At 68.0% G+C, this 20,599-nt stretch carries 23 protein-coding genes; 14 read left to right on the top strand and 9 right to left on the bottom strand.

The window, feature by feature from the left end; genetic code table 11:
* The first annotated feature begins 170 nt into the window (after positions 1 to 170).
* Positions 171 to 530 carry a hypothetical protein gene (locus AKG07_RS12455; protein ID WP_230101268.1) on the top strand — a complete coding sequence of 120 codons (360 nt, stop codon included), beginning with the start codon at positions 171 to 173 and terminating at the stop codon, positions 528 to 530.
* Positions 531 to 549: 19 nt separating this feature from the next.
* On the opposite strand, the gene AKG07_RS12450 is transcribed toward AKG07_RS12455, so the two are convergent.
* Positions 550 to 1,137, bottom strand: coding sequence for an Lrp/AsnC family transcriptional regulator (locus AKG07_RS12450; RefSeq protein ID WP_230101269.1), 588 nt, complete (start codon positions 1,135 to 1,137; stop codon positions 550 to 552).
* Between the two features lie 149 nt (positions 1,138 to 1,286).
* Between AKG07_RS12450 and AKG07_RS12445 the strand changes: the two genes are divergently transcribed.
* From AKG07_RS12445 to AKG07_RS12425, 5 genes are read left to right on the top strand one after another with little or no spacing between them, the layout of a single operon-like run.
* Complete coding sequence (locus tag AKG07_RS12445) at positions 1,287 to 2,873, top strand: ABC transporter substrate-binding protein (RefSeq protein WP_053098209.1); 1,587 nt, start codon at positions 1,287 to 1,289, stop codon at positions 2,871 to 2,873.
* Positions 2,874 to 2,886: 13 nt separating this feature from the next.
* On the top strand, positions 2,887 to 3,948 hold the full coding sequence (locus tag AKG07_RS12440; RefSeq protein ID WP_053098208.1) for an ABC transporter permease: 1,062 nt from the start codon (positions 2,887 to 2,889) through the stop codon (positions 3,946 to 3,948).
* A complete protein-coding gene (locus AKG07_RS12435) occupies positions 3,945 to 4,856 on the top strand; it encodes an ABC transporter permease (protein WP_053098207.1) in 912 nt (303 codons plus the stop codon). The genes AKG07_RS12440 and AKG07_RS12435 overlap by 4 nt, the downstream gene beginning before the upstream one ends.
* Positions 4,853 to 5,728: an ABC transporter ATP-binding protein gene (locus AKG07_RS12430; protein ID WP_082297929.1), complete on the top strand. Its 876-nt coding sequence runs from the start codon at positions 4,853 to 4,855 to the stop codon at positions 5,726 to 5,728. Before AKG07_RS12435 ends, AKG07_RS12430 begins: the two co-directional genes overlap by 4 nt.
* Positions 5,721 to 6,560 (top strand): ABC transporter ATP-binding protein, encoded by an 840-nt coding sequence (locus AKG07_RS12425; RefSeq protein ID WP_053098206.1) that lies wholly within the window; start codon positions 5,721 to 5,723, stop codon positions 6,558 to 6,560. The genes AKG07_RS12430 and AKG07_RS12425 overlap by 8 nt, the downstream gene beginning before the upstream one ends.
* A gap of 179 nt (positions 6,561 to 6,739) precedes the next feature.
* Here AKG07_RS12425 and AKG07_RS12420 read toward each other — a convergent pair whose 3' ends face one another.
* Positions 6,740 to 7,453, bottom strand: coding sequence for a hypothetical protein (locus AKG07_RS12420; protein ID WP_233277263.1), 714 nt, complete (start codon positions 7,451 to 7,453; stop codon positions 6,740 to 6,742).
* A 226-nt stretch (positions 7,454 to 7,679) separates the two neighbouring features.
* Between AKG07_RS12420 and rpsF the strand changes: the two genes are divergently transcribed.
* Genes rpsF through rplI form a run of 4 tightly spaced genes read left to right on the top strand, consistent with a single transcriptional unit; the run spans position 7,680 to position 9,332 of the window.
* Positions 7,680 to 8,048 carry a 30S ribosomal protein S6 gene (gene rpsF, locus AKG07_RS12415; RefSeq protein WP_029264265.1) on the top strand — a complete coding sequence of 123 codons (369 nt, stop codon included), beginning with the start codon at positions 7,680 to 7,682 and terminating at the stop codon, positions 8,046 to 8,048.
* A gap of 5 nt (positions 8,049 to 8,053) precedes the next feature.
* Complete coding sequence (locus AKG07_RS12410) at positions 8,054 to 8,563, top strand: single-stranded DNA-binding protein (RefSeq protein ID WP_053098204.1); 510 nt, start codon at positions 8,054 to 8,056, stop codon at positions 8,561 to 8,563.
* 50 nt (positions 8,564 to 8,613) lie between these two features.
* A complete protein-coding gene (gene rpsR, locus AKG07_RS12405) occupies positions 8,614 to 8,868 on the top strand; it encodes a 30S ribosomal protein S18 (protein ID WP_042541518.1) in 255 nt (84 codons plus the stop codon).
* 11 nt (positions 8,869 to 8,879) lie between these two features.
* Positions 8,880 to 9,332 (top strand): 50S ribosomal protein L9, encoded by a 453-nt coding sequence (rplI, locus tag AKG07_RS12400; RefSeq protein WP_053098203.1) that lies wholly within the window; start codon positions 8,880 to 8,882, stop codon positions 9,330 to 9,332.
* A gap of 257 nt (positions 9,333 to 9,589) precedes the next feature.
* Here rplI and AKG07_RS12395 read toward each other — a convergent pair whose 3' ends face one another.
* Positions 9,590 to 11,413 (bottom strand): beta strand repeat-containing protein, encoded by a 1,824-nt coding sequence (locus AKG07_RS12395; protein WP_082298060.1) that lies wholly within the window; start codon positions 11,411 to 11,413, stop codon positions 9,590 to 9,592.
* 109 nt (positions 11,414 to 11,522) lie between these two features.
* The gene (locus tag AKG07_RS17895; protein ID WP_171821962.1) at positions 11,523 to 12,608 is read right to left on the bottom strand and encodes a hypothetical protein; all 1,086 of its coding nucleotides are present in this window, start codon (positions 12,606 to 12,608) and stop codon (positions 11,523 to 11,525) included.
* A 555-nt stretch (positions 12,609 to 13,163) separates the two neighbouring features.
* On the opposite strand from AKG07_RS17895, the gene dnaB reads away from it, so the two are divergent.
* Complete coding sequence (dnaB, locus tag AKG07_RS12385) at positions 13,164 to 14,537, top strand: replicative DNA helicase (protein ID WP_053098201.1); 1,374 nt, start codon at positions 13,164 to 13,166, stop codon at positions 14,535 to 14,537.
* A 193-nt stretch (positions 14,538 to 14,730) separates the two neighbouring features.
* Here the strand turns inward: dnaB and AKG07_RS12380 are convergent, their stop codons facing one another.
* Both AKG07_RS12380 and AKG07_RS12375 read right to left on the bottom strand, forming a co-directional pair.
* Entirely contained in the window at positions 14,731 to 15,486 is a 756-nt protein-coding gene (locus AKG07_RS12380; protein WP_053098200.1) for an SDR family oxidoreductase, read from the bottom strand.
* A 192-nt stretch (positions 15,487 to 15,678) separates the two neighbouring features.
* Positions 15,679 to 16,335 carry an SDR family oxidoreductase gene (locus AKG07_RS12375; protein ID WP_201778461.1) on the bottom strand — a complete coding sequence of 219 codons (657 nt, stop codon included), beginning with the start codon at positions 16,333 to 16,335 and terminating at the stop codon, positions 15,679 to 15,681.
* A 191-nt stretch (positions 16,336 to 16,526) separates the two neighbouring features.
* On the opposite strand from AKG07_RS12375, the gene AKG07_RS12370 reads away from it, so the two are divergent.
* Together AKG07_RS12370 and AKG07_RS12365 are read left to right on the top strand one after the other, a co-directional pair.
* Positions 16,527 to 17,435: an RNA polymerase sigma-70 factor gene (locus tag AKG07_RS12370; protein ID WP_232224499.1), complete on the top strand. Its 909-nt coding sequence runs from the start codon at positions 16,527 to 16,529 to the stop codon at positions 17,433 to 17,435.
* 62 nt (positions 17,436 to 17,497) lie between these two features.
* Positions 17,498 to 17,842: a hypothetical protein gene (locus AKG07_RS12365; RefSeq protein ID WP_053098199.1), complete on the top strand. Its 345-nt coding sequence runs from the start codon at positions 17,498 to 17,500 to the stop codon at positions 17,840 to 17,842.
* Here AKG07_RS12365 and AKG07_RS12360 read toward each other — a convergent pair.
* Both AKG07_RS12360 and AKG07_RS12355 read right to left on the bottom strand, forming a co-directional pair.
* A complete protein-coding gene (locus tag AKG07_RS12360; protein WP_053098198.1) occupies positions 17,839 to 18,624 on the bottom strand; it encodes a DNA/RNA non-specific endonuclease in 786 nt (261 codons plus the stop codon). The genes AKG07_RS12365 and AKG07_RS12360 overlap by 4 nt on opposite strands.
* A gap of 102 nt (positions 18,625 to 18,726) precedes the next feature.
* On the bottom strand, positions 18,727 to 19,623 hold the full coding sequence (locus tag AKG07_RS12355) for an SDR family oxidoreductase (protein WP_053098197.1): 897 nt from the start codon (positions 19,621 to 19,623) through the stop codon (positions 18,727 to 18,729).
* Positions 19,624 to 19,776: 153 nt separating this feature from the next.
* Here AKG07_RS12355 and AKG07_RS12350 point away from each other — a divergent pair, with 153 nt between their 5' ends.
* Positions 19,777 to 20,334, top strand: coding sequence for a dihydrofolate reductase family protein (locus AKG07_RS12350; RefSeq protein WP_053098196.1), 558 nt, complete (start codon positions 19,777 to 19,779; stop codon positions 20,332 to 20,334).
* Between the two features lie 19 nt (positions 20,335 to 20,353).
* Here the strand turns inward: AKG07_RS12350 and AKG07_RS12345 are convergent, their stop codons facing one another.
* Positions 20,354 to 20,581 (bottom strand): RNA-binding S4 domain-containing protein, encoded by a 228-nt coding sequence (locus AKG07_RS12345; RefSeq protein ID WP_053098195.1) that lies wholly within the window; start codon positions 20,579 to 20,581, stop codon positions 20,354 to 20,356.
* Positions 20,582 to 20,599: the final 18 nt, after the last annotated feature.

Raw genomic sequence — 20,599 nt, 5'->3', positions numbered from 1 at the left:
GGTCTCGACGGCGATGCGGCACCTCGACCCCGATCGTGTGGTCAGACGAAAGGGCGCGCCGGGGAGCCTCTCTGCGGAATTCGTCTCGCTCCGCGCGCCCGTCCGGCGGCCGACCCAGACGGTTCACGAGGCGAGATGAGAGTCGCCGCCACCCCCTCCATAATCGGAGGGTGAGCACGACTGCAACCATCCCCTCCCTCGACGGCCGCCGGTTCCTGATGGTCTCGTCGACCACCTCGGCCGTGGATCCCGAATCGCCCAGCGAGTTCGTGTACTGGGAGAAGGACGGGGCGATCTGGGGCGACTACTCCGGTGACACCGTCACCTTCGGGCGCTTCGTCGGCACCCGCACCGGCGACACCATCTGGGTCTCGTTCGTGCACGTGCTCGTCTCCGACGGCACCGTCGTGACCGGAGACGGGGAGAGCCGGCTCGAGCTCACGGATGACGGTCGCATCCGCCTCGTCGAGCACTACGAGATGCACGGACTGCCGCAGCTCAGCGTCTGCGAAGAGCCCGCAGCCGCCTGACGGCTCGTTCCGCCGCGGGTCAGCGTGGCGGGAGCATGTCTCGGCCCGGCGTCGCCGGCGTCCACCGCGTCATGCCCAGCGGCGTGGCCAGGTCGCGCTCGGGCAGGTCGCTCGGCAGCAGGAACGACCGGCGGATGACCTCGTCGAGCACGACCACGCTGACGACCGTGCGCACCTCGGGCAGCTGCGCGATGACACCCGTCGTGAACTCGTGCACGCCGCTCACGTCGACCGCACGGATCAGCAGCATGGCGTCGTGCTCGCCGGTGGTGATGGCGCACCACTCGACATCGGGCATCTCGAGCACGCTCTCGCGGAACGACGCCCAGGCCTGCGGGTGCACGGTGACGAAGACCAGCGCACCGATCGACAGCCCGGCCTTCGACTGGTCGACGCGGGCGCTGAATCCCGTGATCACTCCGTCCTGCATGAGCGTCTCGACGCGGGTGTAGGCGTTGGCCCGCGAGATCCCGACGGTCTCGGCCAGTGCGGCGATCGAGATACGACCGTTATCACGCAGCGTCTCGAGGATTCTGTATCCGATGTCGTCCAGTGGGGCGGCACTTCGTCCAGATTGCCTCGTGGCTTCGTCGCTCTTGGTGGACACAATGCTCCTCACGGGCGGGGTCTTGGACAGACTGTGATGACGTCTGCATTCTTGCTGGACACATAGTCCCATACAATGCGAATCTGATCACCGGTCGTCCACCCGGCGTCGACCGAACCCGATGAAACTCCTCGCCCCTGGAGGCCCATATGTCGTCACGTCGCAGCACGTCCGTCATCGCGATCGGAGCCGTCGCTCTCTTCGCCCTCGCTGGTTGCTCCGGTGGCAACTCGGCGAACAACGGCGGAGAATCCTCCGGTTCCGACTCGCTCGTCATCGACACCGCGTTCTCGATCGAGACCGCCGACCCGGGTCACACCTACGACCCGACCGGCAACATGATCGCCAAGGCGCTCTACGAGACGCTCGTCGACTTCGAGGGCTCCGACGTCTCGACCCCCGTCCCCGGCCTCGCATCGTGGGAGCAGAACGACGAGGCGACCGAGTTCACGTTCACGCTCGAGGGGGACCGCGTCTTCTCCGACGGCTCGCCGATCGAGGCGAAGGACGTCGTCTTCACCCTGCAGCGCATCCAGGGCATGACCGATGCCAAGCCGAACTTCCTCCTGGGCGGTCTGACCATCACCGAGGTCGACGAGAAGACGATCTCGATCACCTCCGAGACGCCGCTGCTGCAGCTGCCCGCGATCCTCGCGAACCCGGCGCTCGGCATCGTCAACTCCGACGTCGTGATCGAGAACGGCGGAACCACCGACGGCACCGACAGCGCACAGGAGTTCCTCGACGGAACCTCCGCCGGCTCTGGACCGTTCGTGCTCGACACCCTCGACCTCTCGTCGCAGGTCGTGCTGACCAAGAGCGACGAGTACAACGGCGACGAAGAGTCCGAATACGGCCGTGTCGTGGTGCGCAACGTCTCGGAGAGTGCGACGCAGCTCGCGAACCTCAAGGGCGGCGACTCGATGGTCGCGATGGACCTCAACGGCGACCAGGTCTCGGGCCTCGGCGACGGACTGAACGTCGAGTCGGTGCCGTCGGGCCAGACGATCTTCCTGCTGCTCAACCAGTCCGAGGCCGTCGCGGGCGAGCTCGCGAACGTCAAGATCGCCGAGGCGATCCGCTACGCGCTCGACTACGACGCGCTGCTCGAGCTCGCGGGTGCCGGCGCCGTGCAGGCGACCGGAGTGATCCCGCCCGGATTCGAGGGCGCCCTCGACAGCGGTGTGGAGCAGGACCTCGACAAGTCGAAGGCTGCTCTGGCCGAGGCCGGCTACACGGGTCAGACCCTGAAGCTGCAGTTCCCGAACGACTACCCGGTCGGCGGTGTGGAGTTCACCCCGCTCGCCGAGCGCGTCCAGGCTCAGCTCGAGGATGCCGGCATCGCCGTCGAACTCGCGCCTGCCCCGTTCGCCACCGAGCTCGACGCGTACGTCAACGGCACCGAGGGCTTCGGCCTGTGGTTCTGGGGCCCCGACTACGCCGACTCGGCGAACTTCCTTCCGTTCGCTCCCGGTCTGAAGGTCGGCCTGCGTGCCGGCTGGGCGGCTGAGGCGAACCCCGAGATCGCAGGCATCGCAGCCGGTGCTGCCGCCGCTACCGATGAGGCCCAGCGCAGCGAGGCCTTCACCTCGTTCGCCGAGGCGATGCAGACCGAGGGTCCCTTCGTTCCGCTGATCGTCCCCGGTCGCAACATCGCCACGGCGGATGCCGTCACCGGCGCCGTGTACAACTCGGTGTGGGAGATGGACATCGCCGAGATCACGCCTGCCGGCTGATCGGAGCTGACTCATGACGACGGTGGCCGTGCGACGGCAAGCACAGCGTCGCAGGTCGCCGCTCGTCGGATACCTGCTTCGCCGGATCGGCACTTCGCTGCTCCTTCTCGTGGGGGTCACGATCGTGACCTTCGCACTGACGAACCTCGTGCCCGGCGACCCCGTGTCGGCGGCACTGGGTGAGGGAGCATCGCAGAATCCCGAGACACGCGAGGCGTTCATCAAGGCCCAGGGCCTCGATCAGCCGCTGTTCGTGCAGTACTTCATCTACATGGGGAATCTCCTTCGCGGAGACCTCGGCACATCGCTGGTGACCGGGCGACCGGTCACCAGCGACCTGGCCACCGCGGTGCCGGCGACGATCGAGATCGCGATCGGTGCCATCATCCTCAGCCTCGCGGTCAGCGTCGTGCTCGGCACCCTCGCCGCCTACCGGCGCGGACTCGTCACCGATCAGGTGATCCGCATCGTGACGCTGATCGGTCTGAGCGTGCCGACGTTCTGGCTCGCGCTGGTCAGCTTCTACGTGTTCTTCCTCGAGCTGCGCATCGCCCCCGGCTCGGGTCGTATCTCGCCGTCGATCACGCCGCCGCCCCGCATCACCGGGCTCTACACGGTCGACTACCTCCTCAACGGAGACGGTGTCGGATTCGCCGACGCGCTCGCCCACCTGGCGCTGCCGGTGATGGTGCTGTCGCTCGTGACGATCGGCCTGCTCACCCGCTTCATCCGCACCTCCGTGCTCGAGGTGCTGGGCAGCGACTACGTGCGTGCTGCCCGGGCCAAGGGCCTTCCGGCGATGCGCGTGATCCTCGACTACGTCCTGCGCGGGGCATCCCTCCCGATCCTCACGGTCGTCGGCGTCGCCTTCGGATCCCTGCTCTCGGGCACCGTACTCGTCGAGTCGGTGTTCGCCTGGCCCGGCCTGGGCACCTACGCCTACAACTCGGCAGCCAACCTCGACCTGCCCGGCATCATGGGCGTCGGCCTGGTCGTCGGGTTCATCTACCTCCTCATCAACTTCGTCGTCGACCTGCTCTACGGCGTCCTCGACCCGAGAGTGAGGATCGCATGAGCCGCATCGACTCGGCATCCGGCCCCTGGCGGTTCCGCTTCCGCTGGCCGCGCGCCTGGCGCACGCCCCTCGGCGTGATCGGCACCGTGATCGCGGGCGCCTGGATCATCGTCGCCTTCACCGCGCAGTGGTGGGTGCCGTACGGCCCCAACGCTCAGGTGCTGCCACGACTGCAGGCGCCGGGCATCGACACTCTGCTCGGCACCGACGGCAACGGCCGCGACATCTTCTCGCGTCTGATGACGGGTGCGACGGTGAGCCTGCCGCTCGCGCTCATGCTCGTGATCGCCGCGATGATCATCGGCACCGTGGTCGGCGCCGTCGCCGGGTACTTCGGCGGCTGGGTCGACGAGACGCTGATGCGCATCACCGACCTGTTCATGGCGTTCCCGACCGTCATCCTCGCGATGGTGGTGGCGGCATCCCTCGGCCCGTCGCTGTTCAACGCGGTGATCGCGGCGATCGTCGTCTCGTGGCCGCAGTACTCGCGAGTCACCCGCAGCATCGTGCTGGGCCTCCGCGGCCAGAACTACGTGATCGCAGGCCGCCTGCTCGGCCACTCGCCGCTGCGGACGCTGTTCATCGACATCCTCCCGAACATCGCCGGCCCCGTGCTGGTGCTCGCGACGCTCGACATCGGCGCCGCGATCCTGCTGCTGTCCGGACTCTCGTTCCTCGGTCTCGGCGCGCAGCCGCCGACCGCCGAATGGGGCTCCATGATCTCGGCGGCCATGCAGAACTTCGACGCGTGGTGGCTCGGAGTCTTCCCGGGACTCGCGATCCTCACGGTGGTGCTGGCATTCAACTTCCTGGGGGATGCGATGCGCGACATCCTCGACCCGACGGCCGAGGTCACCCACGAGAAGCAAGCCGAGCATGTGGCCTCCGCGAAGGGAGCGGCAGCATGAGCGCTTCGGCCCCCACGGGTGCTCTGAGCATCCGCGACCTGACGATCGACATCGGTCGTCCTCTCGTGCACGGCATCTCTCTCGACCTCGAGGCCGGACGCATCCACGGTCTCGCCGGCGAGTCAGGATCCGGCAAGACGCTCACCTCGTTGGCCGTCCTCGGACTCCTGCCCCGGCAGGCACGCACGGGCGGATCGATCACGCTCGCGGGGGAGGAGCTGGTGGGCATGCGCCGGCGGGCGCTCAACCGCATCCGCGGCAGGCGCATCGCGATGATCTTCCAGGACCCCTCGGCGTCGCTGCACCCGCAGCTGCCGATCGGCCGCCAGCTCACGGATCACATGCGCGTGCACCTCGGACTGCGAGGCGAGGCGGCGAAGGCTCGGGCCATCGAACTGCTCGAGACCGTGCAGGTGCCGAACCCGGATGCTGCGCTGAAGCGCTATCCGCACCAGTTCTCCGGCGGACAGCGCCAGCGCATCGCGATCGCGTGCGCCCTCGCGTGCGACCCCGAGGTGCTGCTGGCCGATGAGCCGACCACCGCACTCGACGTCACGGTGCAGGCCGGCATCCTGCGGCTGCTGCGCGACCTCGCGACCGAGCGCAACCTCGCTGTGCTGCTCGTCACCCACGACCTGGGCGTCATGAGCGCGATCGCCGACGAGGTCGCCGTGATGAAGAACGGGCAGATCGTCGAGCGGGCCGACCGCGAGACGCTGTTCCGCGACCCGCAGCACGAATACACTCGCACGCTGCTCGCGGCGCTGCCGGGGTCGAAGATCGCGACCGCCGACGCGGATCCCGCGCTGCTCGATCCGGTGCTGCCGGAGTCGGCCGTGCAGGATGCCGAAGAGGAGGCCCGAGATGAGTGAAGTCGCCGTCCTCGACGCGCAGGGCGTCGTCGTGCGCTACCCCGGGAGTCCTCCGGTGGTCGCCGTCGACGGCGTCTCGTTGACCGTCGCCCCCGGAGAGACCGTCGCGCTCGTGGGCGAATCCGGCAGCGGCAAGTCGAGCCTCGCCCGCGCGGTCGTCGGCATCGAGAAGCTCGCCGGGGGAGAGGTGCGCTTCCGTGACGCTCCTGTGAAGCCGCTCGGCATCCGTCGACGCGACCTCGCGCTCACCGGCATCCAGATGGTGTTCCAGGATCCGTCGACCTCGCTGAACCCCCGTCGCCGCGTGGGCGATCAGATCGCCGACGGCATCGCCACGGCTCGGGCTCGGGGTGCCGAAGGGTCGACGGTCGCCGAGTGGCTCGACCGCGTCGGCCTGCCGACCGAAGTCGCGACGCGATTCCCGCACCAGTTCTCGGGCGGGCAGAAGCAGCGACTCGCGATCGCGCGAGCGCTCGCCGCGCGGCCGTCGCTGCTCGTCGCCGACGAGCCGATCTCGGCCCTGGACGCATCGACCCAGACCAGCGTCGCGGGGCTCATGCGAGACCTCGTCGCGGAATCCGGCGCGGGGATGCTGTTCATCTCGCACGACCTCGCCGTGGTCCGCCGCATCGCGGACCGCACCTTCGTGATGTTCGCCGGGCGGGTGCTCGAAGCCGGGGCCACCGACCGTGTGTGGTCTGCACCGCAGCATCCGTACACGCAGGCCCTGCTCGCTGCGATCCCCGAGCCCGACGGTGCGGGCCGCATCCCGGTCGCCCCCTCGACGAACGAGCGGACCGTCTGGTCGGAGATCGCCCCCGTCCTCGACTGAGCCGCGCTGTCGGCTCGGTCGTTCGGGAGGAGATCCGCCGGCGGGAGGATGCTCCGAGCCGGATGCTCCTCCCGATCGCAGATCTCCTCCGAGTCTCCTCCGAATCGCCGGCCCGGAGTCGACCCGGAACGCACTGCGGGCCGAGGCGTCAGCCCCGGCCCGCAGCATCCGCTCGTGGTTCAGAGCGGGGCGACGATGTCCTGCTCGACGTCCCACTCGGTGACCTCGAGAGAGGTCTCGATCATCTGGCCCGCGGCCTCGGTGCTGCCGCTCGTGGCCAGCACGACGTAGTCCTCGGTGACCTCGAAGACGACGTCGACGGCGACGCCCTGCGCCTCGGACGTGCCGCTCACGAGATACACGTCCTGACCCAGGCGCGTGCCGGTTCCGGTGACTGTGAACTCGCCGGTGAGGGCGCCGGCGGCGGTGGCCGGGTCGGTGCCCGCGGCCGTGGCGGCGCCGCTGCTGAGAGCAGCGACGATCGGGTCGCTCGAGTTCGGGTCGGCGACCTGCCACTCGGTCGTCGGCGTCTTCACCCATGCGTCGTCGCCGATCAGGATGAGCGAGCCCATGGGCGTGATCGTCTCGACGGCATCCGTCTCGGGGTTGAACCGGGCGGTGGTGTCCATGCCCAGGATCGACGTCTTGGCGGCATAGCCGGCGGTGTCGGTCATCGCCTCGGTGATGCAGGCGCCGAGCTCGGCGCCGTCGACCGTCGCACCCTCCGAGAGCTCGGGGCAGTCGGAATCGGATGCGGCACCGTCGGTCGCAGGCGTCTCCTCGGCGGCCGACGTCGGCTCCGAATCGGCGGGCTCTTCGGCACCCGCGGTGCACCCGGTGAGCAGTACGGTGGCGGCCAGGACGATGCCGACCCCCCACTTGTTGACGCGCATGGCGTTCCCCCTTCGGTCGTGTGCGCACCGAGAGTCAGCGCGCACGCATTCCAGCATGCCAAGTGCGAGGTGATGCGCGTGGGGGCACTCCGAAGGTTTCTCCGCTACACTGTCAAGGTTGTCTGCCATCAGGCACCCACTCGGGTGGCTCGGCGGATGACGTGCACACACCCTCCTGCTTCCGGGAAAGTCCCGGAAGCCGTTCTAGTCCGAAGGAGGTGGGTAAGTGACGCACCAGTACGAACTCATGGTCATTCTGACCCCCGAGATCGACGAGCGCCAGGTCGCCCCTACGCTCGACAAGTTCCTGAAGGTCATCACCAACGATGGTGGCTCGATTGACAAGGTCGACATCTGGGGCAAGCGCCGTCTGGCTTACGAGATCCAGAAGAAGAACGAGGGCATCTACGCCGTCGTCAACTTCACCGCCACCAGCGAGGCCACGCAGGAGCTCGACCGTCAGCTGAAGCTGAACGAGCAGATCATGCGCACGAAGGTCCTTCGCTCTGAGGAAGCTCAGGCGATGGTCGCTTCGGAGGCCAAGCGCTCTGAAGAGAAGGCTGCCCGCAAGGCCGCCAAGGCTGCGAAGGCCTGAGTCCGATGGCCGGCGAAACAGTCATCACCGTGGTGGGCAACCTCACGGCCGACCCCGAGCTGCGCTACACGCAGAACGGACTGCCGGTGGCGAACTTCACCATCGCTTCGACGCCTCGGAACTTCGACCGCGCCGCCAACGAGTGGAAGGACGGCGAAGCGCTGTTCCTCCGCGCGTCGGTCTGGCGCGAGTTCGCCGAGCACGTGGCGGGTTCGCTGACCAAGGGCATGCGCGTCATGGCGCAGGGCCGTCTGCGTCAGCGCTCCTACCAGGACCGCGAGGGCAACCAGCGCACCGCGATCGAGCTGGAGGTCGACGAGATCGGCCCCTCGCTTCGGTACGCGACCGCGCAGGTCACCCGTGCGGCGTCGACCGGTGGCGGCGGCGGTGGCGGACAGTCCCGTCCCGCACAGCAGCAGCAGGTGTCGGAAGAGCCGTGGTCTACGCCCGGCTCGTCGACCAGCGCAGATGCCTGGAGCACTCCGGGCAGCTTCGGTGACGACACCCCCTTCTGAAACAGGATCTCCGGATGCTTCGGCATCCGACTCATAATTAAGGAAAAACAATGGCTGGAAAGTCGAGCGGCGACCGCCGCAAGCCGCGGAAGGGTGGCAAGCCCACCGCTCCCGCGAAGTCGATCCGGGTCGGAGTCATCGATTACAAGGATGTCTCCACCCTCCGTAAGTTCGTCTCGGAGCGCGGCAAGATCCGTGCCCGTCGTATCACCGGTGTTTCGGTGCAGGAGCAGCGTCTGATCGCCACCGCGATCAAGAACGCGCGCGAAATGGCACTCCTGCCCTACGCTGGCGCCGGCCGGTAAGGGGTAACGAGATGGCAAAGCTGATTCTCACGAACGAGGTCGCCGGGCTTGGTAGCGCCGGTGACGTGGTCGAGGTCAAGAACGGGTTCGCCCGCAACTACCTCATCCCCCAGGGCTTCGCTACGGCGTGGACCCGCGGTGGCGAAAAGCAGGTCGCTTCGATCCAGGCTGCTCGTCAGGCTCGCGCGATCCACGACCGCGACGAGGCCGTGGCACTGAAGAACTCCCTCGAGAACACCAAGGTGCGTCTGGCCGTCAAGGCCGGCAACGAGGGTCGTCTCTTCGGTTCGGTCAAGACCGATCACATCGCGGATGCTGTCGCAGCCGCGGGTCTCGGCTCGATCGACAAGCGCAAGGTGCACATCCCGTCGGCGATCAAGACGACCGGTGAGCACGAGGCCACGGTTCGTCTGCACGACGACGTGACCGCAGTCATCACGCTGCAGGTCGTCGCCGCCAAGTAAGGCGCGACGCTCTCGAACGCCCCCTGTCCTTCGGGACAGGGGGCGTTCTGCGTGTGCGGGGCTGTCGGAGCGCACTCGCTCGGGGGAGTGGCGGGGCACGACGGATGCCCCGCGCTGGGGACGCGGGGCATCCGTGAACTGTGCGGCATCGCCGACGCGGGCAGGTCTGGGGAACCTGCGCGGGGCGTCGCGGGACCCGCACACCGTCGGTGTCGCATCTCCTCCCCCGAGGACGTCGACACCGCCGGGGTCTGCGGCTACGCCGTCACACGGCGGCGACGCAGCATCCCCGCTCCGAGGAGGAGCAGGAGAGCGGCGAGCGACACGAAGGCGATCGAGGGCGAACCACCTGTGGCGGCCAGTCCCTCGATGGGCTCGGATGCCGTCGCAGCTGTGCCGCTCGCGGCAGCGGCTGCTGTGGCGCCCGTGCCGACGGCTGTCACCGTTCCGGGATTCATGCCGATTCCGGGGGTGGTTCCGGGGTCGACTCCGGGGTTCGTTCCGGGTTCGGTGCCCGGGTCGGTGCCGGGGGTGGTGCCGGGGTCGGTGCCGGGGGTGGTGCCGGGGTCGGTGCCGGGGTCGGTGCCGGGGTTCGTTCCGGGGTCGGTTCCCGGGTCGGTGCCGGGGTCGGTGCCCGGGTCCGTGCCGGGGTCGGTGCCCGGGTCCGTTCCGGGATCAGTTCCCGGGTCCGTCGTCGGCGGCGTCACCGTGCTCTCGCCGACCACGGAGATGGCGTTGCCGCCGATCGTGATCGGTGCGGTGATGGGTGCGGTGACCTGGGTGCCGCCGAGGATTCCGTCGTCTCCGGACGTCTCCGCTCCAGTGCTGCTGCCTCCGGACGGGGTGCCGGTGCTGGTGCCGCCGGTGGATTCGCTGTCTCCGAGGATGGAGATGGCGTTGCCGGTGACGTCGATCGGTGCGGTGACGGGTGCGATGACCTGGGTGCCGCTTGCGATTCCGTCGTCTCCGGACGTCTCCGCTCCGGTGCTGCTGCCTCCGGACGGGGTGCCGATGGTGCCGGTGCCGCTGGTTGATTCGCTGTCTCCGAGGATGGAGATGGCGTTGCCGGTGGCGTCGATCGGTGCGGTGACGGGTGCGACGACCTGGGTGCCGCCGAGGATTCCGTCGTCTCCGGTGGTGGTGCTGCCGGTGGTCGGGGTTCCTGCGGTGCCGGTGCCGGTGCTGGTGCTGGTGCCGCCGGTGGATTCGCTGTCTCCGAGGACGGAGATGGCGTTGCCCGTGATGTCGATCGGTGCGGTGACGGGTGCGGTGACCTGGGTGCCGCTTGCGACCCCGTCGTCTCCGGACGTCTCCGCTCTGGTGCTGCTGCCTCCGGACGGGGTGCCGGTGCTGGTGCCGCCGGTGGATTCGCTGTCTCCGAGGACGGAGATGGCGTTGCCCGTGATGTCGATCGGTGCGGTGACGGGTGCGGTGACCTGGGTGCCGCCTGCGACCCCGTCGTCGCCCGAAGTGGTCGGCTCAGTCGATCCCGCGCCGCCGCCGTCCGAGGATGCCGGTGCTGCAGCATTCTGGCCCGTTGCCTCGCTGTCGCCGAGCACGGTGATCGCGTTGCCTGAGACGGTGACCGGAACGTCGACGTCCAGCAGGGCCTGGGTACCCGAGAGGACGCCGTCGGCGCCGTTCGTCGTGATCGCGGGAGCGGGAGCCGGAGCCGGAGCGGGGGCCTGGGGAGCCTCAGCCGGAGCGGCCGCCGTGTCGCTCGACGAGTCTCCGAGCACGGTGATCGCGTTGTCGGTCACCGTGACAGGCACGACGACGTCCACGACGGCCTGAGTGCCCGATGCGGTGCCGGAATCGCCACTCGTGGTGGCGGCCGGTGCGGGAGCGGGAGCCGGAGACGAAGCGGGCGCCGAGGTCTGCTGGGCGGAGGTGTCTCCGAGCAGTGAGACCGCGTTGCCGACGACCGTCACGGGCACCGAGATCGCCGCATCCGCTTGGGTGCCCGAGAGCAGCCCGTCTTCTCCTGAGGTGTCTGCCGCGTTGGCGGCTGTTGCGCCGAGCAGGGTGATCCCGCCGGCGAGAAGCGTGCCCCACAGGGCCCGCTTGATGTATGTACGCATGATGACCTTCTCCTGACTGGAAGTGGGTGTGTCTGGATGGGTGCACGCGAAGAGCATGTGCGCGCGCAGCACGGCATCTGTCGTTCACGAGGAACGACCGGACAACCCGTCAGTCAGGAGAGACGTCGGTGTCGGCGACCAGAGACGTCGGAAGGACGTCGTCGGATGCACCGCAAGTGCGCTCCACAGTGCGGAACGCAGAAACTCCCGCATCGCTGAGGCGCGCGGGGGTGAATGAGGATGCTCCGCTCGAACCGGCGGAGGAAGTAGGCGCGGAGGGGGCTCCGGCGGGCGGTGCAGAGGGGGACTCCTCGAGGTCGGCTGCCGGCTCGTTCACCTCGGATGCCGCGACGGACACCGTAGGCGGGAGGTCGGACCCGGCCGACGGAATCACCGGCTGGCGCACCGCGGACGTGGAGAAGTGACCGCGTGTCGGCTCATCGGCCAGGGGGGAAACCGTTCCGAGCGGCGCTGTTCCGATCGGACCGGGGTCGGGGTCCGATCCGGAGGATCCGGGGCGTGCGGGGGTGATGGCCTCGAGCACCGGCGGGAGAGTGTTCTCGACCACCGTGCCGACAGTCGGGGTGGTCGCGTCGATGACGCCGACGACATCGTCGATCACCGGCGGCACTCCGAGATCGTCGACCAGTTCTCCGACGATCGGCAGCTCGGTGATCAGATCCTGCACCGGGGCCACGATCTCGGCGACCGGGGATCCGTCCAACAGATCGGTCACGGGAGTGATGACGGCCCCGGCGGTGTCGGTGGCGGCGTCGATGATCGGCGACGCTGCAGGGCCGACGACGGGCACCTGAGCGATCGTCTCGGCGACGTGCTCGACGACCGGAGGTGCCACATGCTGCACGGGTTCGACGACGTGAGTGACGACGGGCTCGACGACCTCGGTCACGACCGGCTCGACGACCTGGGTGACCACAGGCTGGACGACCTCGGTCACGACGGGCTCGACCGGCGCGACGATCGGGGAGGTCACCGACGTCACGGTGTCTTCGACCGATGAGACGGTCTCGCTCACGATCGAGGAGACGCCGTCGAGCAGCGAGTCGTTCGATCCGTCGTCCGCGCTCGCGGACGAACCGCCCGTGAGGATCGTGATCGTGGCCCACGCGATCGCGCCCACGCCACCCCAGAGAGCGACGGCAGGTAGGCCGCGGCGGGTTGCCTGAGCGTTCACGTCGACTTCCCTCCCCCGAGAGCGATCGTTCGTCCTCGACGCACAGTACGTCGATAGCGGGTGACGATACTCCCGGTATATCGCCGTGTCTAGAGGGTTCCGCTCGGAAACGATGACATATCGCGCACATTTCGGAGGGTTGCGCACTGTGACGCGCCCGGTGGAATCTCGGCTTGACTTTCCCCAGGTTCTACACATCCCATCCCGGATTCGATGAACCTTCAATGCCCGGTTGAACCACGATCTCATCCACAGGGTGGGGAAACTACAAACACCCGATCAGAGGCAAAAAGAAACTTGTGTTTCGAGGTACTCCACCGACTTATCCACATGCGTTCTGCACAGACTCTCCGGACTTGTTCGCACGCTTTCCACATAGTTATCCACAGGCCGTGTTGCGACCGAAAACCCCCGCTCGTAGCGTGGTCCAGCGACCCGATGTCGGAAGTGCCTGGTTTGCTGTGCGAACGGCCCTTCTCGAGCTGATTCGCATCGCGTGACCGACGCAGTCGGCACCGAGCACACCGGAAGAACCGTCGCATCGAAGGGAGCAGCGTGTCGATCGCCGACATCTCAGAGGAGCGCCTCGGAGGCAAGCGTCCACAGGAGCGAACGCCTCCTCACGACACTCTCGCCGAACAGAGCGCCCTGGGTGGAATGCTCCTCTCGAAGGATGCTGTCGCCGACGTCATCGAGACGCTCAAGGGTGCCGACTTCTACATCCCCAAGCACGAGCTGATCTTCGAGGCGATCCTGTCGCTCTACTCGCACGGCGAGCCGACCGACGTCGTCGCCGTCACGGACGAGCTCATCAAGACGGGAGAGCTGAGCCGGGCCGGCGGTGCCGACTATCTGCACACGCTCACCTCGATCGTCCCCACCGCCGCCAACGCCGGCTACTACGCGGGCATCGTGTCGGAGCGGGCGATCCTGCGTCGTCTGGTCGATGCGGGAACGCGTATCGTGCAGCTCGGCTACGACGGACAGGGCGACGCGACCGACCTCGTCAACAACGCCCAGGCCGAGATCTACTCGATCACCGGCTCCGAGACCGCAGAGGACTACGTGCCGCTGCAGATCGCGGTCGACGCCGCGCTCGAGGAGATCGAGGCCGCCAGCGGTCGCGACGGGTCGATGACGGGTGTCCCGACCGGCTTCAAGGAGCTCGACGAGCTCACCAACGGCCTGCACGGCGGGCAGATGATCGTCGTCGCCGCTCGTCCCGCCATGGGTAAGTCGACGCTCGCGCTCGACTTCGCCCGCGCTGCCTCCATCGGCCACAACCTCCCCTCGGTCTTCTTCTCGCTCGAGATGGGCAAGAGCGAGATCGCCATGCGTCTGCTCAGTGCCGAGGGGCAGATCCCTCTGCAGAACATGCGAAAGGGAAACCTCGACCCGCGGGACTGGACCACGGTCGCCGCGACCCGCGGACGCATCAACGACGCTCCGCTCTACATCGACGACAGCCCGAACATGACGCTGGTCGAGATCCGGGCGAAGTGCCGTCGACTCAAGCAGCGTGAGGGTCTGCGGATGGTCATCATCGACTACCTGCAGCTGATGACGTCAGGCAAGCGCGTCGAGTCGCGTCAGCAGGAGGTCTCGGAGTTCTCGCGAAGCCTCAAGCTCATCGCCAAGGAGCTGCAGGTTCCGGTCATCGCTCTGTCGCAACTGAACCGTGGTCCCGAGCAGCGCACCGACAAGAAGCCCGCGATCAGCGACCTGCGTGAGTCCGGCTCGATCGAGCAGGACGCCGACATGGTGATCCTGCTGCATCGCGACTCGGTCTACGACAAGGACGTGCGTCCGGGCGAGGCCGACCTGATCGTCGCCAAGCACCGTAACGGCCCGACCGCGACGATCACCGTGGCCTTCCAGGGCCACTACTCGCGCTTCCACGACATGGCACCGGGCGGCGACTTCAACTGAGTCGCGCTCGCTCGCCAGGTCGGGGGAGGACGGGACGCCCCCACCACGGGGGAGGTAGCAGAAAGGGCGCCCCATCCGATGCCGCCGATGAGCGGCACCCCAGCTGTCGCGTTACAGCGCGACAGAGCTGTGACGCAAGCGTGACACCGGCCGACGCGCCGCGCAAGACCTATTGTCGACCGGTATGCCGCCGCTACTCGCGAGGCGGGTTCAGCGGCAGCCACTCTTCGAGAGTCGTCTCGAAGATGTGCGCCCCGTCGACCGGGATGAGGGTGCGCTCCTCGATCTGCGCACCGTAGTACGGCGCAGCGTCATCACGCACGACCGTGCGAGGATCGCCACGGAAGGCCAGGGCGCGGCGCGCGAACTCGTCCATGCCGAAGGCCTCCGGGCCTGCGATCTCGATGTCGCCGGTCGGCTCACCGGCCGCAGCACGGGCCACTGCCGTGGCGACATCCTCGGCGGCGATCGGCTGGATCAGCGCCCCGGGCAGCGTCACTGTGTCGCCGTCGGTCGAGATGTCGGCGATGCTTCCCACGAACTCGAAGAACTGCGTGGCGTGCACGAGGGAGTATCGGATCCCGGAGTCACGGATCAGCGTCTCCTGCGCGACCTTCGCCGCGAAGTAGGGGATGTTCTGCGGGCGGTTCGTGCCGACGATCGTGAGAGCGACGTGGTGGGTGACACCGGCCGCGGCCTCAGCGGCGAGCAGGTTGCGAGTCGACGTGGTGAAGAACTCCAGCACATCGTCGGGGGCGAACGAGGGGGAGTTCGACACGTCGACCACGGTGTGGGCTCCGACGAGAACCTCCGCGAGGCCCTCGCCGGTCAGCGAGTTCACGCCGGTGTTCGGCGATGCGGCGACGGCGTCGTGGCCGTGCTCCGTCAGCTTCGCGACGACCTTCGAGCCGATGAGGCCGGTGCCTCCGATGACGACGATCTCTGCCATGTCCAAACCTTTCTTCGGGTTTCGACGCCCGGGTGGCGTCTGCCAGGTATGACCGCTGAGTGCCCGAAGATGTGACGCTTCGGGTTCTCAGATGCTGGCGGGCGTCTTCACCCTCCAGTCGTGATACCTCGTCGGAGCGATCGTCGCGGTCATCTCCGGCAGCAGGTCGCGGGCGGCGAGATGCGCGCCGAACTACGTTCCGAGCGGATCCGGGACGACCTCCCGATCGTCCTGTCTCGCCCGCAGGTCGAGTGCCGCGACTTCCGTCAGGCTGAACACCTCGGGGCCGCCGAACTCGATCATCCCGACACGGGGTTCTCCGAGCGCTGCCGTTGCGACCGCGTTCGCGACGTCGTCGGCCGCCATCGGCTGCACGAGCACATCGGCGATGTGTGCGGCTCCCTCGCGCAGGGCGTGGTCGGTGATGCTGCGGATGAACTCGAAGAACTGCGTCGCATGCACGAGGGTGTACGGGCGACCGGATGCCGCGATGAGGCGTTCCTGCTGATGCTTGGCGATGAAGTATCCGCCCTGCGCGCGTGCGAGGCGGTCGGTGCCCACGACCGACAGGGCGACGTGATGGGAGACGCCCGCGGCTTCGCCGTAGGCGAGCAGGTTCATCGTCGAGGTGGAGAAGAACTCCTGCGCACCGGCCTCGTCGGTGTACGACGAGTTCGACACGTCGACCACCGCGGATGCGCCGGCGAGAGCGTCGTCGAGCCCCTCGCCGGTGAATGAGTTCACCCCCGTGGCGCGGGCCGCGACGACGACGTCGTGTCCCGCGCCCTTCAGGATGCGCGTGACGCGGGTGCCGATCAACCCCGTGCCGCCGATGACTGTGATCCTCATGCCGCTCCTCCGATCGAGTGATGCGGACGAGCCCGCATGTACCTGGTTGACCGGCCGGCGGACCCGGCTGTGACGGAATCGCCAGGATTCGTCACAGATCGCGTCGCCCTCCGGTCAGAGCTGTGAGTGGGAGCGCCGACGGCGCGGAAAGGGGAGTGCGCATGCGGCGACCTCTGGTGCAGAGTGAAGACGTGACCGCGACACGTGACGAGCACAGCGGGTCGATCCGAGACCTCGGCACCGCGGTCTCGGTGTTCGCCGCCCAGCGTCGCCGACTGTTCGGCATCGCCTACCGGATGCTGGGCACCGTGGCCGACGCCGAGGACATCGTGCAGGAGACCTGGATCCGCTGGCAGAACACCGACCGGACCCAGGTGCAGGAACCCGCCGCTTTCCTCACGACCATCACGACGCGTCTGTCGATCAACGTTCTCCAGTCGGCTCGCGTGAAGCGGGAGACCTACATCGGGCCGTGGCTGCCTGAACCGGTCAACACCGACGACGATCCCTCGCTCGGCGCCGAGCGCGCCGAGGCGCTGCAGTTCGCGATCCTGCTGACGCTCGAGAAGCTCACCCCGACCGAGCGTGCGGCGTACATCCTCCGCGAGGCGTTCGACTATCCGTATCCCCGCATCGCCGAGATCATCTCGTCGAGTGCGGTGAGCGCTCGACAGCTGGTGAGCAGGGCTCGCGCGCACCTGGCCTCGGCGAAGCAGATCACCGTCGAGCCCTCGCATCAACGTCACCTGCTCGAGGCCTTCCTCGCCGCCGCGCGGAAGGGCGATGCCCGGGAGCTCGAGAAGCTCTTCGCCGCCGACGTGGTCAGCTACACCGACGGCAACGGGGTGAAGCTGGCGGCGCGGATCCCGGTGATCGGTCGTGGCCGCGTGGCGCAGTTCGTGGCTGCCTTCGCACACCACTTCTGGACGGGCAAGTCGATCGGGTGGGTGGAGGTCAACGGTCAGCCCGCCGCGACGCTCGTCGAGAACGGTGAAGTCACCACGATGGTCACCGTCACGGCGTCCGACGAAGGGATCGAGCAGCTGCTCTGGGTGATGAGTCCCCAGAAGCTCGGACACATCACCGCGGTCGCGACATGACTCGCGGGCGGCATCCGGCTCGTCTGGGCCGGCGACCTCGGGATGCCTCCGAACCGATCGCTGTGGAAGAACTCCGGCTGGCGCTCGCCGCGGGCGACCGCGCCGGCATCCGCTCGATGCTGCACCCTGACGTGGTGATGATCATCGACAGCGGAGGTCGCATGCCGCAGTCGTCGACCGCCGTCGACGGGACCCACACGGCATCCGCGGAGCTGGCGGCACTGGTGGCGACCGGCCCCACGGTCTCGATCGCGTCGATCAACGGCTCCGCTGGACTCGTGCTGGAACGAGACGGCGCAGTCGTCGCGGCGGTGTCGGTCGAGAGCAGATCAGGGCTGCTCTCGCGCATCTGGGTCGTCTGCAACCCCGACAAGCTCATCCACTGGAACCGACGCCGCGACGGCTAGAGCGTGATGTCGGATGCTGAGGCGAGCGCCCGCCACTCGGTCGATCGGGCGCTGCGCCGGTCGAGCACATCGGCATCGAGCAGCGGGCCGACATCCAGCCCCGTCACCCGGACGATCTCGGTGATCGGAACCTGGAAGGTGCGGAAGGCGCCGAGCGGCGGAACCGCGAAGAGACCGTCCGGTGACTCGACGAGCTCTGACTGATCGAGCACGAACCCGGCCGCTGACAGACCGTCGGGGCCCTGCCACGCCGCGATCTTCCAGAACAGAAGAGGGATGCGGATGCCGCGGTACGGCGGATCGTCGTCTCCCAGCACAGGGGCCGTGAACACCGAGATCCGCTGATCCGTCGTCTCGGCATACTCGAGCACGTGGTCTTCCAGACCGAGCCAGAGCTCTGCGGACTGATTGAAACCGGCGGCCTGCGGGGCGGCGTTCGGATAGAAGAACGTCGCCTCGGTCGCCGCCCGAGCGTCGTCGACATCACCCCAGCCGGGGTCGCGTCGGCGCACGAGGTGGCCGCGATCGAGGTCGTTGCGCGCATACACCTCGGGTCCGGTCTGCAGTGCTGCATCGACTCGGGGGTCGAGCTGCCAGTCCCCGGTGCGGGGCAGCTCGCGCAGCAGCGCCCCGTCGATGTTCACGCCCGTCACGGCGGCCAGGCGGCGCTCGCGGTCGAGCAGCACGCTGAAGTGGGGGTAGGTCAGCTCCGTCGCATCGCGGGCCGGCCCGGGCAGGGGCACTCGCGTCGGAAGGAAGTCGAGGTCGTATCCGTCTGCCATACCGACATACTGCCTGGTTCCACCGACATCGCCGCGGCCTCGCCGCACACGCGAACGCCCCCTCCGAAGCGAGCTCGGGAGGGGGCGTCCGCGGTCAGCGACTCACGGCGTGGGCATGCCGCCGTTGACGTTGAGCGTCTCGCCGGCGACGTAGCTCGACTCCGCGGAGGCGAGGAAGACGTAGGCGGGGGCGAGTTCTGCGGGCTGGCCCATGCGGCCGAGCGGGGTGTCCTCTCCGAACTCCGGCAGCTTCTCCTGCGGCTGCCCGTCGCTCGGCTGCAGCGGCGTCCAGATCGGTCCCGGTGCCACGGCGTTCACACGGATGCCCTTCGGTGCGAGCTGCTCGGCGAGGCCCTTCGTGAACGCGTTGATCGTGGCCTTGGTCGACGCATAGTCGACGAGGATCCCCGACGGCGAGTAGGCCTGGATCGACGTGGTGTTGATGATGGTCGAGCCTGCCGGGAGGTGCGGCAGCGCGGCCTTCGTGATCCAGAACATCGCGTAGACGTTGGTCTTGAAGGTGTCGTCGAACTGTTCGTCGGTGATGTCGGTCAGCGACTCCTTGTAGATCTGCTTGCCGCCGTTGTTGACGAGGATGTCGAGGCCGCCGAGCGCACCGACCGCCTCCGAGACGAGCGTGCGGCAGTACTCGGGGTCACGGAGATCACCGGGGATCTGCGCTACGGTCGCGCCGGCGTCGCGGAGGATGCCGGCGATGCGCGCCGCATCCTCTTCCTCTTCGGGCAGGTACGAGAGCGCGACGTCCGCGCCCTCGCGTGCGAAGGCGATCGCAGTCGCCGCGCCGATGCCGGAGTCGCCGCCGGTGATGAGCGCCTTGCGTCCGGTCAGTCGGCCGGTGCCGCGGTAGCTCTCCTCACCGAGGTCGGCCTTCGGACCGAGGTCGGCATCGAGGCCGGGCTCCGGCATGTGCTGCTTCTCGGGTTCGATGTCGGAGTAGAGCTCGGCCGGGTTGGTGAAGGTGTACTGGTCGCGAGACATGGGGGTTCCTCTCGGTCGCTGGTCTGGGGGTATGGCTCCAGCGTGCGCCGACGTCGGAATGTCGGCCAGCACCTTGCGTCTCACGCCGAGGGTCGCTAGAGAGGACGCCGAGAAGGGGTCGACCCGCGCGGACGCCGGGGGTAGCCTCGCCGCATGGCCCGACTCATCTACTCCATGATCACGTCGCTCGACGGATACGTCAGTGGGCCGGACGGCGGGTTCGACTGGGCGCTCGACGACGACCTGCACGACTTCATCAACAAGCAGTTCGCAGACGTCGGCACCTACCTCTACGGGCGGCGCATGTACGAGACCATGGTTTATTGGGAGACCGCTCATCTCGAACCCGATCAGCCGCAGGTCGGCATCGACTACGCGCGGGTGTGGCAGGCCGCGCAGAAGGTCGTCTTCTCGAAGACCCTCGCCGAGGTGTCGAGCGAGCGCACCCGGCTCGAGCGCACGTTCGATCCGGAGGTGATCGCGCGGTGGAAGGCTGAGTCCGACAGCGACTTCTCCGTCGACGGCCCCACTCTCGCCGCCGAGGCGATCCGCGCGGGACTGGTCGACGAGTTCGGTCTCTTCATCGGACCGGCGATCGTCGGTGGTGGCAAGCCGTTCTTCCCCGACGGGGTGCACGTCGACCTGGAGCTCGCCGAGGATCGGCGCTTCGACAGCGGCGTGATGTTCCTCCGCTACACGACGCGGGTGTGACCGGAAGCGGCCCGCGTGATCAGGGGCGCACGCGAACGGTACGGCCCTCGAAGGTGACCAGATCGCCGTCATGCAGCTGGCGTCCGCGCCGTCGATCGACCTCGCCGTTGACCTTCACGAATCCGTCGATCACGACCTCCTTTGCGTCACCGCCCGAGTCGAGCAGTCCCGAGTACTTCAGGAACTGGCCGAGGCGGATCATCTCGCCGCCGATGGAGACATCGTCGATCGGACCGGAATTCGTCATGACTCCGATGGTATCCGG

This window comes from Microbacterium sp. CGR1, assembly GCF_001266755.1.
In the GTDB taxonomy this organism is placed as follows: domain Bacteria; phylum Actinomycetota; class Actinomycetes; order Actinomycetales; family Microbacteriaceae; genus Microbacterium.
The sequence above is the reverse complement of the archived record's forward strand: the minus strand, read 5'-3'. Positions and strand labels throughout refer to the sequence as shown.

Coding starts and splice junctions, on each gene's coding strand:
- AKG07_RS12435 (WP_053098207.1), top strand. CDS start 3,945: ATGAGCCGCATCGACTCGGCATCCGGCCCCTGGCGGTTCCGCTTCCGC.
- AKG07_RS12350 (WP_053098196.1), top strand. CDS start 19,777: ATGGCCCGACTCATCTACTCCATGATCACGTCGCTCGACGGATACGTC.
- AKG07_RS12430 (WP_082297929.1), top strand. CDS start 4,853: ATGAGCGCTTCGGCCCCCACGGGTGCTCTGAGCATCCGCGACCTGACG.
- AKG07_RS12355 (WP_053098197.1), bottom strand. CDS start 19,623: ATGTCTCGCGACCAGTACACCTTCACCAACCCGGCCGAGCTCTACTCC.
- AKG07_RS12440 (WP_053098208.1), top strand. CDS start 2,887: ATGACGACGGTGGCCGTGCGACGGCAAGCACAGCGTCGCAGGTCGCCG.
- AKG07_RS12360 (WP_053098198.1), bottom strand. CDS start 18,624: ATGGCAGACGGATACGACCTCGACTTCCTTCCGACGCGAGTGCCCCTG.
- AKG07_RS12425 (WP_053098206.1), top strand. CDS start 5,721: ATGAGTGAAGTCGCCGTCCTCGACGCGCAGGGCGTCGTCGTGCGCTAC.
- AKG07_RS12420 (WP_233277263.1), bottom strand. CDS start 7,453: ATGCGCGTCAACAAGTGGGGGGTCGGCATCGTCCTGGCCGCCACCGTA.
- rplI (WP_053098203.1), top strand. CDS start 8,880: ATGGCAAAGCTGATTCTCACGAACGAGGTCGCCGGGCTTGGTAGCGCC.
- AKG07_RS12395 (WP_082298060.1), bottom strand. CDS start 11,413: ATGCGTACATACATCAAGCGGGCCCTGTGGGGCACGCTTCTCGCCGGC.
- AKG07_RS12380 (WP_053098200.1), bottom strand. CDS start 15,486: ATGGCAGAGATCGTCGTCATCGGAGGCACCGGCCTCATCGGCTCGAAG.
- AKG07_RS12445 (WP_053098209.1), top strand. CDS start 1,287: ATGTCGTCACGTCGCAGCACGTCCGTCATCGCGATCGGAGCCGTCGCT.
- rpsR (WP_042541518.1), top strand. CDS start 8,614: ATGGCTGGAAAGTCGAGCGGCGACCGCCGCAAGCCGCGGAAGGGTGGC.
- AKG07_RS12375 (WP_201778461.1), bottom strand. CDS start 16,335: ATGAGGATCACAGTCATCGGCGGCACGGGGTTGATCGGCACCCGCGTC.
- AKG07_RS12410 (WP_053098204.1), top strand. CDS start 8,054: ATGGCCGGCGAAACAGTCATCACCGTGGTGGGCAACCTCACGGCCGAC.
- AKG07_RS12345 (WP_053098195.1), bottom strand. CDS start 20,581: ATGACGAATTCCGGTCCGATCGACGATGTCTCCATCGGCGGCGAGATG.